14 protein-coding genes and 1 tRNA gene are annotated in these 14,738 nt (G+C 69.1%); 6 read left to right on the plus strand and 9 right to left on the minus strand.

What is annotated here, in order from left to right; all coding sequences use genetic code 11:
• Nucleotides 1–37: 37 nt before the first annotated feature.
• Nucleotides 38–1,477, minus strand: coding sequence for a diaminopimelate decarboxylase (gene lysA, locus BJF85_RS11835; RefSeq protein ID WP_075847338.1), 1,440 nt, complete (start codon nucleotides 1,475–1,477; stop codon nucleotides 38–40).
• 3 nt (nucleotides 1,478–1,480) lie between these two features.
• Complete coding sequence (gene argS / locus BJF85_RS11840) at nucleotides 1,481–3,136, minus strand: arginine--tRNA ligase (protein WP_075847340.1); 1,656 nt, start codon at nucleotides 3,134–3,136, stop codon at nucleotides 1,481–1,483.
• Between the two features lie 188 nt (nucleotides 3,137–3,324).
• On the opposite strand from argS, the gene BJF85_RS11845 reads away from it, so the two are divergent.
• Nucleotides 3,325–4,134: a DUF3105 domain-containing protein gene (locus BJF85_RS11845; protein ID WP_075847342.1), complete on the plus strand. Its 810-nt coding sequence runs from the start codon at nucleotides 3,325–3,327 to the stop codon at nucleotides 4,132–4,134.
• Nucleotides 4,135–4,188: 54 nt separating this feature from the next.
• On the plus strand, nucleotides 4,189–5,070 hold the full coding sequence (locus BJF85_RS11850) for a DUF305 domain-containing protein (protein WP_075847344.1): 882 nt from the start codon (nucleotides 4,189–4,191) through the stop codon (nucleotides 5,068–5,070).
• 9 nt (nucleotides 5,071–5,079) lie between these two features.
• On the opposite strand, the gene BJF85_RS11855 is transcribed toward BJF85_RS11850, so the two are convergent.
• Nucleotides 5,080–6,006 (minus strand): cation diffusion facilitator family transporter, encoded by a 927-nt coding sequence (locus BJF85_RS11855; protein WP_075847346.1) that lies wholly within the window; start codon nucleotides 6,004–6,006, stop codon nucleotides 5,080–5,082.
• A gap of 178 nt (nucleotides 6,007–6,184) precedes the next feature.
• Between BJF85_RS11855 and BJF85_RS11860 the strand changes: the two genes are divergently transcribed.
• Nucleotides 6,185–6,261, plus strand: a tRNA-Arg gene (locus tag BJF85_RS11860).
• Nucleotides 6,262–6,269: 8 nt separating this feature from the next.
• Here the strand turns inward: BJF85_RS11860 and BJF85_RS30045 are convergent.
• Nucleotides 6,270–7,061 (minus strand): helix-turn-helix domain-containing protein, encoded by a 792-nt coding sequence (locus BJF85_RS30045; protein ID WP_255375575.1) that lies wholly within the window; start codon nucleotides 7,059–7,061, stop codon nucleotides 6,270–6,272.
• Between the two features lie 84 nt (nucleotides 7,062–7,145).
• On the opposite strand from BJF85_RS30045, the gene BJF85_RS11870 reads away from it, so the two are divergent.
• Complete coding sequence (locus BJF85_RS11870) at nucleotides 7,146–7,688, plus strand: pyridoxamine 5'-phosphate oxidase family protein (RefSeq protein ID WP_075847348.1); 543 nt, start codon at nucleotides 7,146–7,148, stop codon at nucleotides 7,686–7,688.
• Nucleotides 7,689–7,723: 35 nt separating this feature from the next.
• On the opposite strand, the gene BJF85_RS11875 is transcribed toward BJF85_RS11870, so the two are convergent.
• The 3 genes from BJF85_RS11875 to BJF85_RS11885 all read right to left on the minus strand — a co-directional run bounded on the left by BJF85_RS11875 (nucleotide 7,724) and on the right by BJF85_RS11885 (nucleotide 10,929).
• The gene (locus BJF85_RS11875; protein ID WP_158056903.1) at nucleotides 7,724–8,995 is read right to left on the minus strand and encodes a glycosyltransferase family 2 protein; all 1,272 of its coding nucleotides are present in this window, start codon (nucleotides 8,993–8,995) and stop codon (nucleotides 7,724–7,726) included.
• Nucleotides 8,996–8,997: 2 nt separating this feature from the next.
• Nucleotides 8,998–9,330 carry a magnesium transporter gene (locus BJF85_RS11880; protein WP_075847352.1) on the minus strand — a complete coding sequence of 111 codons (333 nt, stop codon included), beginning with the start codon at nucleotides 9,328–9,330 and terminating at the stop codon, nucleotides 8,998–9,000.
• 87 nt (nucleotides 9,331–9,417) lie between these two features.
• On the minus strand, nucleotides 9,418–10,929 hold the full coding sequence (locus tag BJF85_RS11885; protein ID WP_075847354.1) for an acetyl-CoA hydrolase/transferase family protein: 1,512 nt from the start codon (nucleotides 10,927–10,929) through the stop codon (nucleotides 9,418–9,420).
• Nucleotides 10,930–11,468: 539 nt separating this feature from the next.
• Between BJF85_RS11885 and BJF85_RS11890 the strand changes: the two genes are divergently transcribed.
• Nucleotides 11,469–12,323 (plus strand): class I SAM-dependent methyltransferase, encoded by an 855-nt coding sequence (locus tag BJF85_RS11890; protein ID WP_075847356.1) that lies wholly within the window; start codon nucleotides 11,469–11,471, stop codon nucleotides 12,321–12,323.
• Between the two features lie 58 nt (nucleotides 12,324–12,381).
• Here the strand turns inward: BJF85_RS11890 and BJF85_RS11895 are convergent, their stop codons facing one another.
• Nucleotides 12,382–13,137, minus strand: a complete 756-nt coding sequence (locus tag BJF85_RS11895) for an IclR family transcriptional regulator C-terminal domain-containing protein (RefSeq protein ID WP_139320588.1) — start codon at nucleotides 13,135–13,137, stop codon at nucleotides 12,382–12,384.
• Nucleotides 13,138–13,320: 183 nt separating this feature from the next.
• Between BJF85_RS11895 and BJF85_RS28445 the strand changes: the two genes are divergently transcribed.
• Nucleotides 13,321–13,479: a hypothetical protein gene (locus BJF85_RS28445; RefSeq protein ID WP_187346903.1), complete on the plus strand. Its 159-nt coding sequence runs from the start codon at nucleotides 13,321–13,323 to the stop codon at nucleotides 13,477–13,479.
• 15 nt (nucleotides 13,480–13,494) lie between these two features.
• On the opposite strand, the gene BJF85_RS11900 is transcribed toward BJF85_RS28445, so the two are convergent.
• Complete coding sequence (locus BJF85_RS11900) at nucleotides 13,495–14,634, minus strand: HNH endonuclease signature motif containing protein (protein ID WP_139320590.1); 1,140 nt, start codon at nucleotides 14,632–14,634, stop codon at nucleotides 13,495–13,497.
• Nucleotides 14,635–14,738 lie beyond the last annotated feature (104 nt).

The raw sequence follows: 14,738 nt of genomic DNA on the forward strand, positions 1-14,738 counted from the left end.
GGTCGGCTTACATGAGCAGGAAGAACACGATGGTTGCTCATGACACCTCCAACCGCAGCATGTCGTCGTTCGTCTCCCGCCTCAGCAGCAGCCGGTGGCTGCCGTTACGGACGGCGACCACCGCCGGCCGCGGCTGACGGTTGTAGTTGCTGGCCATCGAGTAGCAGTACGCACCCGTGGCGGCGACCGCCAGGAGATCGCCCGGTGCCAGGGTCTCCGGCAACCAGCAGTCGCGGACGACGATGTCGCCGGACTCACAGTGCTTTCCCACCACGCGGGACAGGACGGCCTCCACGGGCCCGGGCTGGCCGTCGTCCCCGGCGCGCGAGACCAGGCGCACGTCGTAGGCGGCCTCGTACAGCGCGGTGCGGATGTTGTCGCTCATGCCGCCGTCGACGCTGACGTAGCGCCGCACGGTGTCCTCGCCGAGCACGACATCCTTGGTGGTGCCCGTTTCGTACAGCGTGACCGTTCCGGGACCGGCGATCGCGCGTCCCGGCTCGCCCGCGATCCGCGGCACCGGGATGTCGGCGAAGGCGCATTCCTTGCGGACGATCTCGCGGATCTGCGTGACCAGCTGCGCGGGTGGGGGCGGATTGTCCTTCTCGGTGTAGGCGATGCCGAAGCCGCCGCCGAGGTCGACGGTCGTGAGGCTCTCGAGCGCGTCCGGGCCGTGCTCCTTGCGCAGCTCGACGAGCAGGCCGACCACGCGGCGCGCGGCGACCTCGAAGCCGTCGGCGTCGAAGATCTGCGAGCCGATGTGGCTGTGCAGGCCGACCAGCTGGAGCGACGGCGCGTTCAGCACCCGGCGCACGGCCTCGGCCGCGTCGCCGGAGGCCAACGAGAAGCCGAACTTCTGGTCCTCGTGCGCGGTGGCGATGAACTCGTGGGTGTGCGCCTCTACGCCGACGGTGACCCGCACGAGCACCTGCTGGACGATCTCCTTGCGCGCCGCGATGTCGGCGAGGCGGGCGATCTCGTGGTACGAGTCGAGCACGACCGTCCCGACGCCCAGTTCGACGGCGGCCTCGAGTTCGTCGACCGATTTGTTGTTGCCGTGGAAGGTGATCCGCTCGGGCGGGAACTCGGCGCGCCGGGCGACCTCGAGCTCGCCCCCGCTGCAGATGTCGAGGCTCAGCCCCTGCCCGGCGACCCAACGGGCCACCTCGGTGCACAGGAACGCCTTGCCTGCGTAGTGCACGAGTGCCGGGTCCTCGAAGGCGGCGGCGTACTCGGCGCAGCGGAACTTGAAGTCGGCCTCGTCGATGACGAACAGCGGCGTGCCGTAGGTGCGGGCGAGCTCCCGCACGTCCACGCCGGCGATACGGACCACACCGTCCGGACCGCGGAACGTGTTGCGGGGCCACACCTTGGCGTGCAGCCGGTCGATCTCAACCGAGTTGGAGGGCGGGAAGCCTGCCTGGTCGGCGTGCGGGTAGACCTCGGCGTGCCGGGGCCCCGCGGGGTGTGCACACATTCCTTACATCCGTTCCGGGGCGGATACCCCGAGCAGGGACAGTCCGTTGGCGATTACCTGGCGGGCGGCTTCGCACAGCGCCAGCCGCGCGAAGGTGAGGTCGCTCGGCGCCTCGTCACCCTGGGGTAGCACGCGCGCGACGTCGTAGAACTTGTGGTACGCCGACGCCAGCGCTTCCAGGTAGCGGGCGATGCGGTGCGGTTCCCGCAACTCCGCTGCCTTGGCCAGCACGCTCGGGAACTCGCCGATCGTGCGGATGAGATCCCCTTCGCGGGGATGCGACAGCAGACCGAGGTCGACCTCGGTCCTGCGTTCGATGCCCAGCTCGGCCGCGCCGCGCTGCAGGGACGCGAGCCGTGCGTGGGCGTACTGCACGTAGAACACCGGGTTCTCGTTGGTGTGCTTGCGCAGCAGGTCGAGGTCGATGTCGATGCCGGAGTCGACGGAGTAGCGCGTCAGCTCGTAGCGCGCGGCGTCGACGCCGACGGCCTCGACCAGGTCCTCGAGCGTGACCACGGTGCCGGCGCGCTTGCTCATGCGCACCGGCTTGCCGCCGCTGACGAGGTTGACCATCTGGCCGATGAGCACCTCGACGACGTTCGCGTCGTAACCGAGTGTCACGGCGGTGGCCTTGAGCCGGCCGATGTAGCCGTGGTGGTCGGCGCCGAGCATGTAGATGCACAGGTCGAATCCGCGGTCGACCTTGTCGCGCAGGTAGGCGATGTCGCCGGCGATGTAGGCGGGGTCGCCGTCGCTCTTGATGACGACCCGGTCCTTGTCGTCGCCCTGGTCGGTGGTGCGCATCCACCATGCGCCGTCCGACTCGTACAGCGCACCGGTGGCCTTGAGCTCCTCGACGACGCCGGCCACGGCGCCGCCGGCGTGCAGCGAGTCCTCGTGGAAGAAGACGTCGAAGTCGGTGCCGAAGTCGTGCAGGCTCTGCTTGATCTCCTCGAACATCAGGCCCACGCCGATCCGGCGGAACGTCTCACGGCACTCGTCCTCGGGCAGCGCCAGTGCGTCGGGCTCCTTGCGGAGCACGGCGGAGGCGATGTCGTCGATGTAGGCGCCGGCGTAGCCGTCCTCGGGGGCCGGCCGACCCTCCGCCGCGGCGAGCAGCGACGACACGTAGCGGTCGATCTGTGCGCCCGCATCGTTGAAGTAGTACTCGCGCGTGACCTCGGCGCCCTGGGCCGACAGCACGCGGCCGAGCGCGTCGCCGACGGCGGCCCAGCGGGTGCCGCCCAGGTGGATGGGGCCGGTGGGGTTGGCCGAGACGAACTCGAGGTTGATCTTGGTGCCGGCCAGCGAGTCCCCGCGGCCGAACCCCTCGCCCTCGGCGAGCACACGCGCGACGATCTCGCCCTGCGCGTCGGCGGCCAGGCGCAGGTTCAGGAAGCCGGGACCGGCGACCTCGGCGGCCTCGACGCCGTCGGTCGCGGCCAGCTCGGCGGCGAGGGCGTCGGCCAGCTCGCGCGGTGCCAGCCCTACTTTCTTCGCGACTTGCAGCGCCACGTTGGTCGCGTAGTCGCCGTGTTCCGGATTGCGCGGTCGCTCCACCGTCACCTGCTCAGGAAGCACGCCGGCGTCGAGGCCGCGGGCCTCGAGAACCGTGACGGCGGACGAACGCACGAGGTCAGCAAGGGCGGAGGGAGTCACTCGGCGAGTGTACGTTCGGGGGCGGCGACGCTGTGTCACCGGTTCGCCGTCACCGGAGCCTGCGGGGACGGCGGCGGAGACGGCCGACGACGCACGCGTCTTTTACACAGCCACCACCGGGCGTCGGATTTGGTATCCCTACACTGCCCACCCGGGGGTACTCGGTCCGTAAGGAGAAGTCTGGAGCCATGGCCAGCGGCAAGAAGGGCAAGAAGAAGCCGAACGCGGTCACGGCGGCGCGCGGGTCGGCTGTCGGGCAGAAGAACATCCCGTGGCTCACGATCCTGGCCGTCACGAGCATCCTTGCGCTGGCGGGTGCGGTCTTCGGCTACTACTACGTCGCATCGAGCGACTCCCGGGAACAGCGCAGTCGCGAGGAAGTGGCCTCGGAGCAGTTCTCCCCGAGCCAGGACCGGCCGGACCCGTCGGACGACATCGAGGGCGTGACGCAGCACCGCTACGCGGCGGGCGCGCACGTGCTGCCGAACGAGCGGGTCGCCTACGACCAGTCGCCGCCCTTCGGCGGACCGCACGACGGCTTCTGGGCCGCGTGCACGGGCACGGTGTACGACGAGCCGGTGCGCAACGAGAACATGGTGCACTCGTTGGAGCACGGCGCCGTCTGGGTCGCCTACAACCCGGACCAGGTGCAGGGCGAGGACCTCGAGGCGCTGCGGCTGCGGGTCGAGAACAAGCCGTACATGATGATGTCGCCGTATCCGGACCTCGACAGCAAGGTGTCGCTGCAGTCGTGGGGCCGTCAGCTCAAGACCGACGACGTGCGGGACGAGCGGATCGACCAGTTCATCGCGGCGCTGCTGCGCAACCCGAACACCTATCCCGAGGTCGGGGCGTCGTGCGACGCGCTGGGCCCGGGCCAGTTCGACCCGGACAACCCGCCGCCGTTCGACCCGAGCGAGCCCGGTGAGGACGCGAAGCCCATGGACTACCAGGGCACCGAGAACGCCGCAGACGAGTCCGTCGGCGGCGGGCAGTAACCTTCCGGCTACTCCCCCGTCCGTGCCTACCGTCCCAGGGATTCCGCAGCGCACATGACCGACAAGCCAGACGAACCACGCTCGGTCGAAGCCGGTTCGACCGAGGCCGGCGACCCCGACACCGAACACACCGACGACACCGCGGCCGCCGGGTCGCCGGAGGCGGACTCGCCGTCCGACGACGCACCGGAGCCCGACGGGTACGAGCGTCGCGAGTGGCCGCGGTACGTGATCTTCGGTGCGGCGGCGCTGGCGTTGCTGCTCGTGGGCGCGACGATCGGGTTGCTGGTGGCGCGCAGCACGGAGGCCGAGACGGCGACGCATCCGGGTCCGGTGGACGTCGGGTTCGCGCAGGACATGTCGGTGCACCACCTGCAGGCCGTGACGATGGCGAACTGGGCGCGCGACCACAGCACCGACCCCGCGGTCCGGCAGCTGGCGTTCGACATCGCGAGCACGCAGACCGAGCAGATCGGCCGCATGAAGGGCTGGCTGATGCTGTGGGGCAAGCCCGAGGAGCCGGCAGGCGAGTACATGACGTGGATGTCGGAGCCGATGGGCGGTCACAACCACGAGACGGAGCCGGAGTCGGAATCGGAGGAGAACTCCACGGCGACGTCCGAGTCGGAACCCGCGCCGTCGGGGCCGTCCGGCGGTCAGGTCGGCGGCAGCAGGGCGATGCCGGGCATGGCGACCGAGCAGGAGCTGTCGAAGATGCGCTCGCTGTCGGGCGAGCAGATGGACGTGACGTTCCTGCAGTTGATGCTGCGCCACCACGAGGGCGGGGTGTCCATGGCCGAGTACGGCCGCAACCACGCGCGCATCACGGCCGTCTCGACGTTGGCGACGAGCATGTTGGCCTCGCAGCGGCCGGAGGCCGACACGATGCGCAACATGCTGGCCGAACGCGGCGCCGAACCGCTGCCGTTCCCGTAGGAAGGCGCGTCACCAGCTGAGTTCCTCGCAGCGCCGCGCGTGCTCGCGGGGTTCGACCTGCAGGGTGGCGTGTTCGATGCCGTAGTCGGCCGAGAGCAGCTGCTGGGCGTCGGCCAGGACGCGGCCGGTGTCGACGTCGGCGCCGACGGTCAGGTGGGCGGAGGCGACCTCCATGCCCGAGGTGAGGGTCCACACGTGCAGGTCGTGGACGTCCTCGACGCCGTCGAGTTGCGCGAGGCGCGCGCTGATGCCGGCGACGTCGACGCCGCGGGGTGCGTGCTGGAACAGGATGCGCAGCGACCGGGCGGCCAGGACCGTGGTGCGCGGCAGGATCCACACGCCGATGGCGACGCCGGCGATGGGGTCGGCGTAGCGCCAGCCGGTGAAGATGGTGATGACGGCGCTGATGAGCACGGCGACCGAGCCGACGAGGTCGGCCAGCACCTCGAGGTACGCGCCGCGCAGGTTGAGGCTCTCCTTCGCGCCCGCGCGCAGGAGTTGGAACGCCACGATGTTGGCGATGAGGCCGGCCGTGCCGGCGAGCAGCACGGGCACGCCGGGCACCTCGGGGGCGTCGCCGACGCGCTTGATCGCCTCGTAGAGGACGTACCCGGCGACGCCGAACAGCAGGAGCGCGTTGCCGAGGGCGGCCAGCACCTCGGCGCGGTAGAGGCCGAACGTGCGGCTGAACGTGGGGCCGCTGCGGCGGGCGAGGACGATCGCGGCGAGCGCCATGGTCAGGCCGATGACGTCGGTGAGCATGTGCGCGGCGTCGGAGATGAGCGCCAGCGACGAGGTCGCGAAGCCGACGGCGAACTCGAGCACCATGAACCCGGCGGTGATGGCCAGGGCGGCGGCGAGCCGGCCCTGATACGCGCCGGACGCGGACAGGGCGGTGTGCCCATGCCCGTGACCGTGTCCATGACCGTGGCCCATCGCAACCTCTTCCGACATATAGCGACATGCGCATGAGTGCAATACACGTAACGTTAACGCGCGCCCCCATCGAAGCGGAACCACCCGCGGCACAGCTCACACGCGCACGAAGATCGGGGACCGCACGCACGGCGGGTGAGGCGATGCGATAGGCTTCTGGGGTCGCCGAGAGGCGTCGGGCCCTCGTAGCTCAGTGGATAGAGCACTGCCCTCCGGAGGCAGGTGTCGCAGGTTCGAATCCTGCCGAGGCGCCCAAGTGAAGATCAGCAGAAACGGCCCGTGGCCGGCAGCGATGCCGACCACGGGCCGTTTGCTGTTCGCGGTCTCCGCAGATCAGCGCCGCAGCATCCCGCCCTCCCGGCCGAGCCAACGACACGACGATGTCGGTGCGGCGCGCCATGCTTCGACCACCCGTCGACACCGTGCTGGACGCGGTCCGCGAGCCCGTCGGGACCGGCCGGCGCCCCACGCGGCGTGCAGTGGCAGGCATGCACCGAGTGACGCCACAACCATGACCACGGGACTCGAGCCTGAGACACCTGCCTCCGGTGGCGGCCGTCAGCGGCCGGCCAGGTCCGCGTCGGCTTGCCGGACAGCCTGCACGAAGGACGGTCCGCCCGGCGGGTGGCGGCGCGCCGAGGGGCCGAGGTGGGTTTCGCGGAGGTCGTCCATGAGTGCGTCCCACATGGGTGGGCCGCCGCGTTCGAGGACGTCGGCCGCAGGCTCAGCGCCTCGTCGGCCGGGAGGTGCCGGCGGCCCCAGATGCCGATCTGCACGAGGACGGGCACCAGTTCGATGGACTGCTCGGTGAGGCTGTAGATGGCCTTCTGCTTGTGACTCGGGTCGTCGCTCCTGGTCAGCAGCCCATGGTCGACCAACATTCTCAGCCGGTCCGCGAGGATGTTCGTCGAGATGCCCTCCTCGGAGGCCAGCAACTCCCGGTAGTGCCGTTTGCCGGCGAACACGATGTCGCGCAGCACGAGCAGCGTCCACCGGTCCCCGAGGACCTCCACCGACAGGTTGATCGGACAGCGCGAACGGTGCCGGTCGGACATGCACACCTCCTACCGCTTGCATTTTCGCACCAGTCAGACCTACCGTACAAGCACTTGCAAAACACAAGCAGTCGAGGAGGAGTCGTGACCACCATCGAACCGATCGTCCGAGCGATACCGCCCACCGGCCGGGGCACGGAGCTGGCCGCCCCGGCGAGCGCGCCGACCCTCGACTGGAGCGAGGCCGAGCAGGGGCTCAACACGGACACGTTCTGCTGGCTGGCAACCGTCCGACCAGGCGGCGCTCCGCACGTCGTGCCGGTGTTCGCCGTATGGTCGGGCTCGAGCGTGTTCGTGTCCTCCAAGGACAGCTCCCGCAAGAGCAGGAACCTCGCCGCGGACGGCCGGTGTGTCGTCACCACGCAGGCAGCCGGGGCGCATCTGGTCGTGGAGGGCACGGCGACGCGGGTGTCCGATCGCGACACCCTGCAACACGCGTCGGAGGTCTTCGAAACGGTCTACGGCTGGCCGACCACCGTCACCGGCGACGCGATCGACGCGCCCTACAGCGCTCCCACGTCGGGCGGACCTCCGTTCGGCATCCACGAGATCACCCCGACGACGGCCTTCGCCTTCCCCGCCGAGGGAAACTTCATGCCGACACGGTGGCAATTCCCCACGGGCTGACCGTCGACATAGGACCAAACAACCAGGCCGGCTCGTCAACCGTCCGAGGTGCTCTTGCCCGGGGCGTCGTCGCCGTCGACGGACTCCCTGGCGATCGACCACGTCGCATGCCGTTCGGGTGGGCCGCGGAAGAACGCCACGATCTGGGAGCGCAGCGCCGCCAACGCCGAGATGCTCCAGTAGGCGACCGGGTACAGGGCGCCGAGCAGCAACGCCCGGTGGTCGAACCGGCCGTACTTGTGCCGCAACGACACCGCCACACACAGCTGGACGGTCGCGACGATCGCGATGGCCGCGCCCCAGCCGAGGCCGAACGCGAAGAATCCCAGCGCATGTCCCAGGAACACGTTGAGCACCGACAGCACGAGGGACAGCGCGAAGCAGATCACCCACACCATGGACAGCACCGACTCGGCGGCCAGCAGCCACAGGTGCCGGTTTCGCCATCGCCAGACCTGCGGCAGGTACTTGTGCAGCACCTCGCCCTGCCCGCGGGCCCAGCGTTTCCGTTGTGACCACAGCGCTTTCAGCTTCTGCGGGACCTGCATGCCGACGAGCGCGTGCGGAGCCTGCGCCGTGGTCCACCCGGACAGCAGCAGTCGCCACGTGAGGTCGATGTCCTCGGTCGCCATCCGGCCGTCGTAACCGCCGACCGCCAGCACCCGGCCCTTGCGGAACATGCCGAGCACGCCGGCCACGGTGCCGACACGTCCGGTCAACGTCTGGGTCCGGCGGATCAACCCGATCACCGCGGCGGCCTCGAGCACCTGCAGTTCGGCCAGAATCGTGGCCCGGTTGGTGACGTGCGGCGCGCCGGTGACGGCCGCCAACTGCGGCGACGACTCCATCACCGCCGCCAGGTACCGCAACGCCTCGGGATGCAGGTGCGAGTCCGCGTCGGTCACCACCACGAGCGGATACTTCGCCAGTCCGAACCCGATGTTGAGTCGCTCCCCCTTGCCCTGGTTCACGGGGTCCTCGATCACCCGTGCCCGGCGGTCGCCTGCCACGACCTCGCGCGCGCGTTCGGCGGTGTCGTCGCTGGAGCCGTCGTCGAGCACCAGCACCTCGAACTCCGGATAGTTCGACGCGAGGGCTGCGCGCACCGACGTGGCGATGGTCGGCCCCTCGTTGTAGGCGGGGATCAGGATCGTGACACCGGGCCAGCCTTCCGGCGGCATCGTCGTGCCGATGCGTTCGTCGAGGACGCGGTGCCAGATGCCGCCCGCGATCCACATCGCGGCGGTCACCGGCGGGTACAGCGCGACGACACCCAACAGGATCTGCAACGCGGTCAGGAAGGTCATCGTCACGGCCGCCCGTCGCCGAAGCGGTACCGGTTCCGGTCCTCGGCCGCGGGTGCCGAGTAGCGCCGCGCCTGCCGGATCCGATCCCACCGCAGGAGCGGCAGCACGAGCATCCAGAACGCGAACGACCCGAGCGTCACCAGCAGGCCGAAGGCGATGACCTGCGTCCGCTGCACCAGCCACCCGACGGCCCACAACGTGATCACCCACGCGACCGGACCGACGACGAGAGCCGCGATCAGCTTGGCCCGGGTCTCCGTGCGCAGCGGTCTGAACGAATCGTCGCCGGCGTGCCAGTCGTCGCTGGTCCAGTACGGCTCATCCTGTGACGCCATGCGCCCATGTTGCCAAGACGGCGGGCCGACAGCCGGATGTGAAACGCCGGTTCACACCCAGGGCGGAACCGGTGGCCCCCGCCCGGCTCAGGCGTGCATCGTGCCGGTGTCGATGAATCGCTGGTGCCAGGACAGCGATTCGCCGAGCAGGTGCGGGGTGTGCTTGCCGTACGCCGAGGCCGTCGCGCGCTCCAGGTAGTCGCGCAGCATCGGCCGGAAGTCGGGGTGGGCGCAGCGTTCGATGATCAGCTCGGCGCGCCGCCGGGGCGAGAGTCCGCGCAGGTCGGCGAGGCCCTGTTCGGTGACGATCACGTCGACGTCGTGCTCGGTGTGGTCGACGTGCGAGACCATCGGCACGATCGCCGACACGGCCCCGCCCTTGGCGACGGACGGGGTCACGAAGATCGACACATAGGCGTTGCGGGCGAAGTCGCCGGAGCCGCCGATGCCGTTCTGGATGCGGCTGCCCATCAGGTGCGTGGAGTTGATGTTGCCGTACATGTCGGCCTCGACGATGCCGTTCATCGCCAGACAGCCCAGCCTGCGCACGACCTCGGGGTGATTGCTGATCTCCTGGGGGCGCAACAGGATCCGGTCGCGGAAGTCGGCGGCACGACCGTTGAACCGGTCGACGGCCGACGAGCTCAGGGAGAACGCGGTCGCCGACGCCATCCGCAGCTTGCCCGATTCGATGAGGTCGAGCATGCCGTCCTGAATGACCTCGGTGTAGGCGGTCATGCCGTCGAACGGGCCCTCGCGCAGTCCGGCGAGCACGGCGTTCGCCACATTGCCGACGCCGGACTGCAGCGGCAGCAGTTCCACGGGCAGGCGCCCGGCGAGCACCTCAAGGTCGAAGAAGTCGAGGACGTGCCCGGCGATCCGCCGGGACGTCTCGTCGACCGGGGTGAACGCCGAGTTGCGGTCGGGCGCCTCGGTGGGCACGACGGCGATCACCTTGTCGGCGGGGCACTCGAGGTAGGGCACGCCGATGCGGTCCTCGGGCCTGGTGATCGGCACGGGTGTGCGGTGCGGCGGCAGCGCGGTGCCGTAGTAGACGTCGTGCATGCCTTCGAGGTGCTCGCTCTGCCACGAGTTGACCTCGAGGATCACGCGGTCGGCCTGGTCGAGCCAGGTCTTGTTGTTGCCGATGGACGACGACGGGACGAGTTTGCCGTCCTCGGTGATGCCGCTGACCTCGACGACCGCCACGTCGAGGCTGCCGAACACGCCCTGCCACACGCGCTGAGCGACGTGCGAGAGGTGGATGTCGGTGTAGTCCATCCGCCCGTCGTTGATCTTGGCGCGGGTGACGGAGTCCGACTGGTACGGCAGGCGCATCTCGATGCCCTCGACCTCGGCGAGCGCGCCGTCGAGTTCGGGGGCGGTGGAGGCGCCGGTCCACAGGCCGACCTTCATGGGTTCGCCGCGTTCGCCGGCCGTGGCGACGCGTTTGGCCAGCGCCCCCGGCACGTCCTTCGGGTAGCCGGCGCCGGTGAAACCGCTCATGCCGACGTTGTCGCCGCTGTCGATGAGGTCTGCCGCCGCGGCGGCGTCCATCACCTTCGCCGCGAGTGCCCGATTCCGAATGCGCCCGGTCATCTGCCGTCCTTCCGCCACGTCGAGGTCGAACGAGCCACCGCGCGGGTGGCCTGATCAGTCGCCGAGATTAGGCACATCCGTGCTCCCGCTTCGCTGTGACATGGACCACTGCCCGGTTCTACGGACTCGACTGCTGCACACGAATCCGCAGGTCACAGCCGCTGTCCACACCGCGGCCGCGACCGGCCGAGTGCCGGGTGTCCGGTTCGCTGAGCGACCGCCGTGGTCGCGCCGCGAACGTCGGGCCGAGTCGGCGGCTGTTCGCCCGGTGACACCCGGGGTTCGCTGGGCGAACAGGGCGACGATCAGTTTTCGGGCGTGCCGACGGGCCGCGCCGGGGTGTGGTGAACCCGCTGGTCGTGACCGCTTTGCCGCGTCCGGGAAGGGCGCGCCTACGGGCGCGGGACGCGCGCTGCGGGGCGCTCGGCGGCCTTGCCCCGATTCTGCGTGCGATTAACGTTGTCGGCGACGTCGAAATTGAAGAATCGGCACATCCGCCGACGCGCGCGTTCGTTTTCGAGCAATCAGGGAAAGGGACAATGTCTAAAGACCTTCAGGTCGACAGCACGAGTGATTTCTTCCGGGTGCACGAGCAGGAGTTCGGGGACGACCCGATCGCGGTGCGGGAGAGCGACCACTACGCCCAGGAGTACGTGGGCGGCATCGTCGACAAGTGGGACGACCTGATCGACTGGCCGCGGCGCGCCGAGGGTGAGGGGCGCTTCTTCGTCGACCAGCTGAAGACGCGCGGTGCGAAGCGGGTGTTGGATGCGGCGACGGGCACGGGGTTCCACTCGGTGCAGTTGGCGGAGGCCGGGTTCGACACGGTCAGCGCCGACGGCAGTCCGCAGATGTTGGCGAAGGCGTTCCGTAACGGGTTGGCGAACGGCGGCCATCTGTTGGAGCTGGTGCACGCGGATTGGCGGACGTTGAAGCGGGATGTGCACGGCGAGTTCGATGCGGTGATCTGCCTGGGCAACTCGTTCACGCACCTGTTCTCGGAGCACGATCGGCGGAAGGCGTTGGCCGAGTTCTACTCGGTGCTCAAGCACGACGGCGTGTTGATCATCGATCAGCGGAATTACGATGCGCTGCTCGACGGCAAGACGACGGGTAAGAGCAGCTATTACTACTGCGGTGAAGAGGTCAACGCGGTGCCGGATCACGTCGACGAGGGGTTGGCTCGGTACAAGTACAGCTTCGACGACGGCGGCGAGTACTTCTTGAACATGTTCCCGTTGCGTCGGGACTATCTGCGCGGGTTGCTGCGGGATGTCGGGTTCCAGCAGATCAACACGTTCGGCGATTTCCAGGAGACGGCCGCCGACGACCGGGAGCCGGATTTCTATATCCACGTGGCCGAGAAGGGCTATCTGGCCGAGCTGGCCGACTGACCGTTCGGGCGGCGTGTCGCGCCGGACGGGCGTGGTTGGGACCGCGGCGCGGGTGGGTTCACCTGCGCCGCGGTCCGAGCTGCAGGTCGGCTTCGATGCGGGCCGCGGTGCGGGCGAGGAGGGGGACGATCTCGCGGCGGACGCCTTCTTCGGTGGAGGAGTGCACGTCGAGGGAGACGTTGGCGGCGGCGCACACACGGCCGTCGGTGTCGTGCACGGGGACGGCGACGCCGCGGAGGCCTTCTTCGAGTTCGTCGTCGGTGATGACGTAGCCCTGTTTGCGGATCTCGGCCAGTTCGGCCAGCAGGTCTTTGCGGGTGGTGACGGTGTGTTGGGTGAGGGCGGGTAGTTCGGTGGTGCGCAGGCCTGCTTCGAGGCGTTCGGGGGCGATGGCGGCGAGGAGCACTTTGCCCATGGAGGTGGCGTGGGCGGGCAGGCGGGTGCCGACGGGGATTTCGACGCTGAGCAGTTTGGGGCTGGGCACCTGGGCGACGTAGCGGATTTCGGTGTCTTCGAGGACGGCCAGGGCGGTCATTTCGCGTACTTCGGCGGTGAGCCGGCGCAGGTGGGGTTCGGCGATCTGTGGGAGCGAGCGGCTCGATAGATAGGCGTGGCCGAATTCGAGGACCTGCGGGGTGAGGGCGAAGCGGCGGTTCTCGTGGCGGACGTAGCCGAGTTCGATGAGGGCGAGCAGGATGCGCCGCGCTCCTGCCCTGTCGAGGCCGCTGGCGCGGGCGACCTCGGTGAGGGTCAGCTCGGGCTGGTCGGCCGAGAAGGCCCGGAGCACGGCAAAGGTCCGTCCCACCGAACGCACGCAGCACCCACCTTCGATTCGCGTGACCAGGGATTTTAGCGCAGGCACCCTGGGTGACCGACCAGGCCGAGCGCAGCGTCGGGACGAGGACCGTGCAGAATGCGCGTGGACGCGGAACCTGTCGATCGTGGGGCACCCTGGATGAGCAGCATTTACTCAGATGACTCGCGGAGAGCCGCCACCATGATCAACACGGTGTGTCAGGCGTGCAGCGGCGACGGTTACACGCCGCAGCCGCTGTTCTCGGTGGTCGACAACGAGCCGCACACCGCCGTCCGCCCTCGCCCGTGCCGCTGGTGCGGCAAGACGGGCACGCGGCGCGGCATCCGCCCGCGCGACTGACTGCGTTTCGCCAGGTCAGAAGGGAGGCGGGGCGTTCGGATCGGTCGACTGCGGGGGCTTCGGCGGTATCTTCGGGGTCAGGATCGATGTGCGACGTCCGGTGTGCGTGCGGCCGAGCGGCGTGGTGACCGTGGTGGTCCCGTGGGTGGGGTCGTGGCGGGTTGTCCAGCCGGGTGTGTTCTTCATGCGGTGATGACGTCGGCACCGTGCGGCGAGGTTGGCCAGTGAGGTCGGCCCGTGGTCACGGACCCATTCTTGGACGTGGTCGGTGTCGCAATGGCGTGCGGGCCGTCGGCACCACGGGATGGTGCACTCCCGGTCGCGGACCCGGATGGCTTCGCGGAGGGTGGTAGTCGGGCGATACCGCGACCGACCCAGATCGACGGGGTCGCCGGTGGCGGGGTCGCAGATGACCTTGCGCAGTACGCTCTGGGGGTTGGTCATGATCTCTCGGCCGAGGGTGCCGGGGATGGGCCCGTAGCCGTCCAGCTCAACCCCGGTCTCGGAGTACGACAGGGCGGTGTCGACGGGCATGTGCAGGTACACCATCGCGGCCGCCTGAGGCACCTGTGCACCGGGATCGTTACCCAGCAACAGGTCGACGGCCACATCGGTGCGGAGCTGCTCCAACGTGCGGGACTCGCCCTTCTTCCGCAGCTGCCGAGCCATGGCATCCACCCGCGAGTAGCAGGCGGACACCACCTCGGACCGGGTTGAGACGATCAACTCCGATTGGACGTGGTCGCCGTGCTCGACCACCACCTTGCGGTCTGCCTCAGCCTTGCGGGCCCGCTCAACCCGACCCCCGGGATCAACCTTCTCCACCAGTCGTCCGACGATGCGTACGAGGTTGTGTGGCTGCCACGTCGTCCCGGCCGCAGACGACAGCTTCTCCGAAAGCTGGACATCCACCTCGCGGGCCTGCTCGTCCGACAACGGCGCGGTGACATCCAAGACCCGCGAGGCGGGGTAGTACTCGATCAACCCGCTCTTCATCGCGTCCAACAGCCGAGGCATCCGCGAAACCAGACTCGACGCATGAGCAATCCGAGCCTCAACAAACCGCACCGAAGCCCGATACTCCGGCACCAACGCCTCAGCCAACCAAGCCCGACCCTGTCGATCCCCAGGATCAGCAGCAGCTAACGCCACCATCTCCTCAGCATCCAACCAAGCCCGCCGAGAACGCAACGAAACCGCAATCGAGGCAACATCCCCAGAACCATTCACCCGTCTAATATTACAGAACAATCACACGA

The organism is Saccharomonospora sp. CUA-673, assembly GCF_001942305.1.
Classification (GTDB): Bacteria; Actinomycetota; Actinomycetes; order Mycobacteriales; family Pseudonocardiaceae; genus Prauserella.

Excerpts from the sequence above, each read along its gene's own strand:
- BJF85_RS11885 (WP_075847354.1), bottom strand. The coding sequence starts at position 10,929 with ATGACCGGGCGCATTCGGAATCGGGCACTCGCGGCGAAGGTGATGGAC.
- BJF85_RS11890 (WP_075847356.1), top strand. The coding sequence starts at position 11,469 with ATGTCTAAAGACCTTCAGGTCGACAGCACGAGTGATTTCTTCCGGGTG.
- BJF85_RS11855 (WP_075847346.1), bottom strand. The coding sequence starts at position 6,006 with ATGGGCCACGGTCATGGACACGGTCACGGGCATGGGCACACCGCCCTG.
- lysA (WP_075847338.1), bottom strand. The coding sequence starts at position 1,477 with ATGTGTGCACACCCCGCGGGGCCCCGGCACGCCGAGGTCTACCCGCAC.
- BJF85_RS11850 (WP_075847344.1), top strand. The coding sequence starts at position 4,189 with ATGACCGACAAGCCAGACGAACCACGCTCGGTCGAAGCCGGTTCGACC.
- BJF85_RS11845 (WP_075847342.1), top strand. The coding sequence starts at position 3,325 with ATGGCCAGCGGCAAGAAGGGCAAGAAGAAGCCGAACGCGGTCACGGCG.
- BJF85_RS30045 (WP_255375575.1), bottom strand. The coding sequence starts at position 7,061 with ATGTCCGACCGGCACCGTTCGCGCTGTCCGATCAACCTGTCGGTGGAG.
- BJF85_RS11880 (WP_075847352.1), bottom strand. The coding sequence starts at position 9,330 with ATGGCGTCACAGGATGAGCCGTACTGGACCAGCGACGACTGGCACGCC.
- BJF85_RS11875 (WP_158056903.1), bottom strand. The coding sequence starts at position 8,995 with ATGACCTTCCTGACCGCGTTGCAGATCCTGTTGGGTGTCGTCGCGCTG.
- BJF85_RS11900 (WP_139320590.1), bottom strand. The coding sequence starts at position 14,634 with ATGGTGGCGTTAGCTGCTGCTGATCCTGGGGATCGACAGGGTCGGGCT.
- BJF85_RS28445 (WP_187346903.1), top strand. The coding sequence starts at position 13,321 with ATGATCAACACGGTGTGTCAGGCGTGCAGCGGCGACGGTTACACGCCG.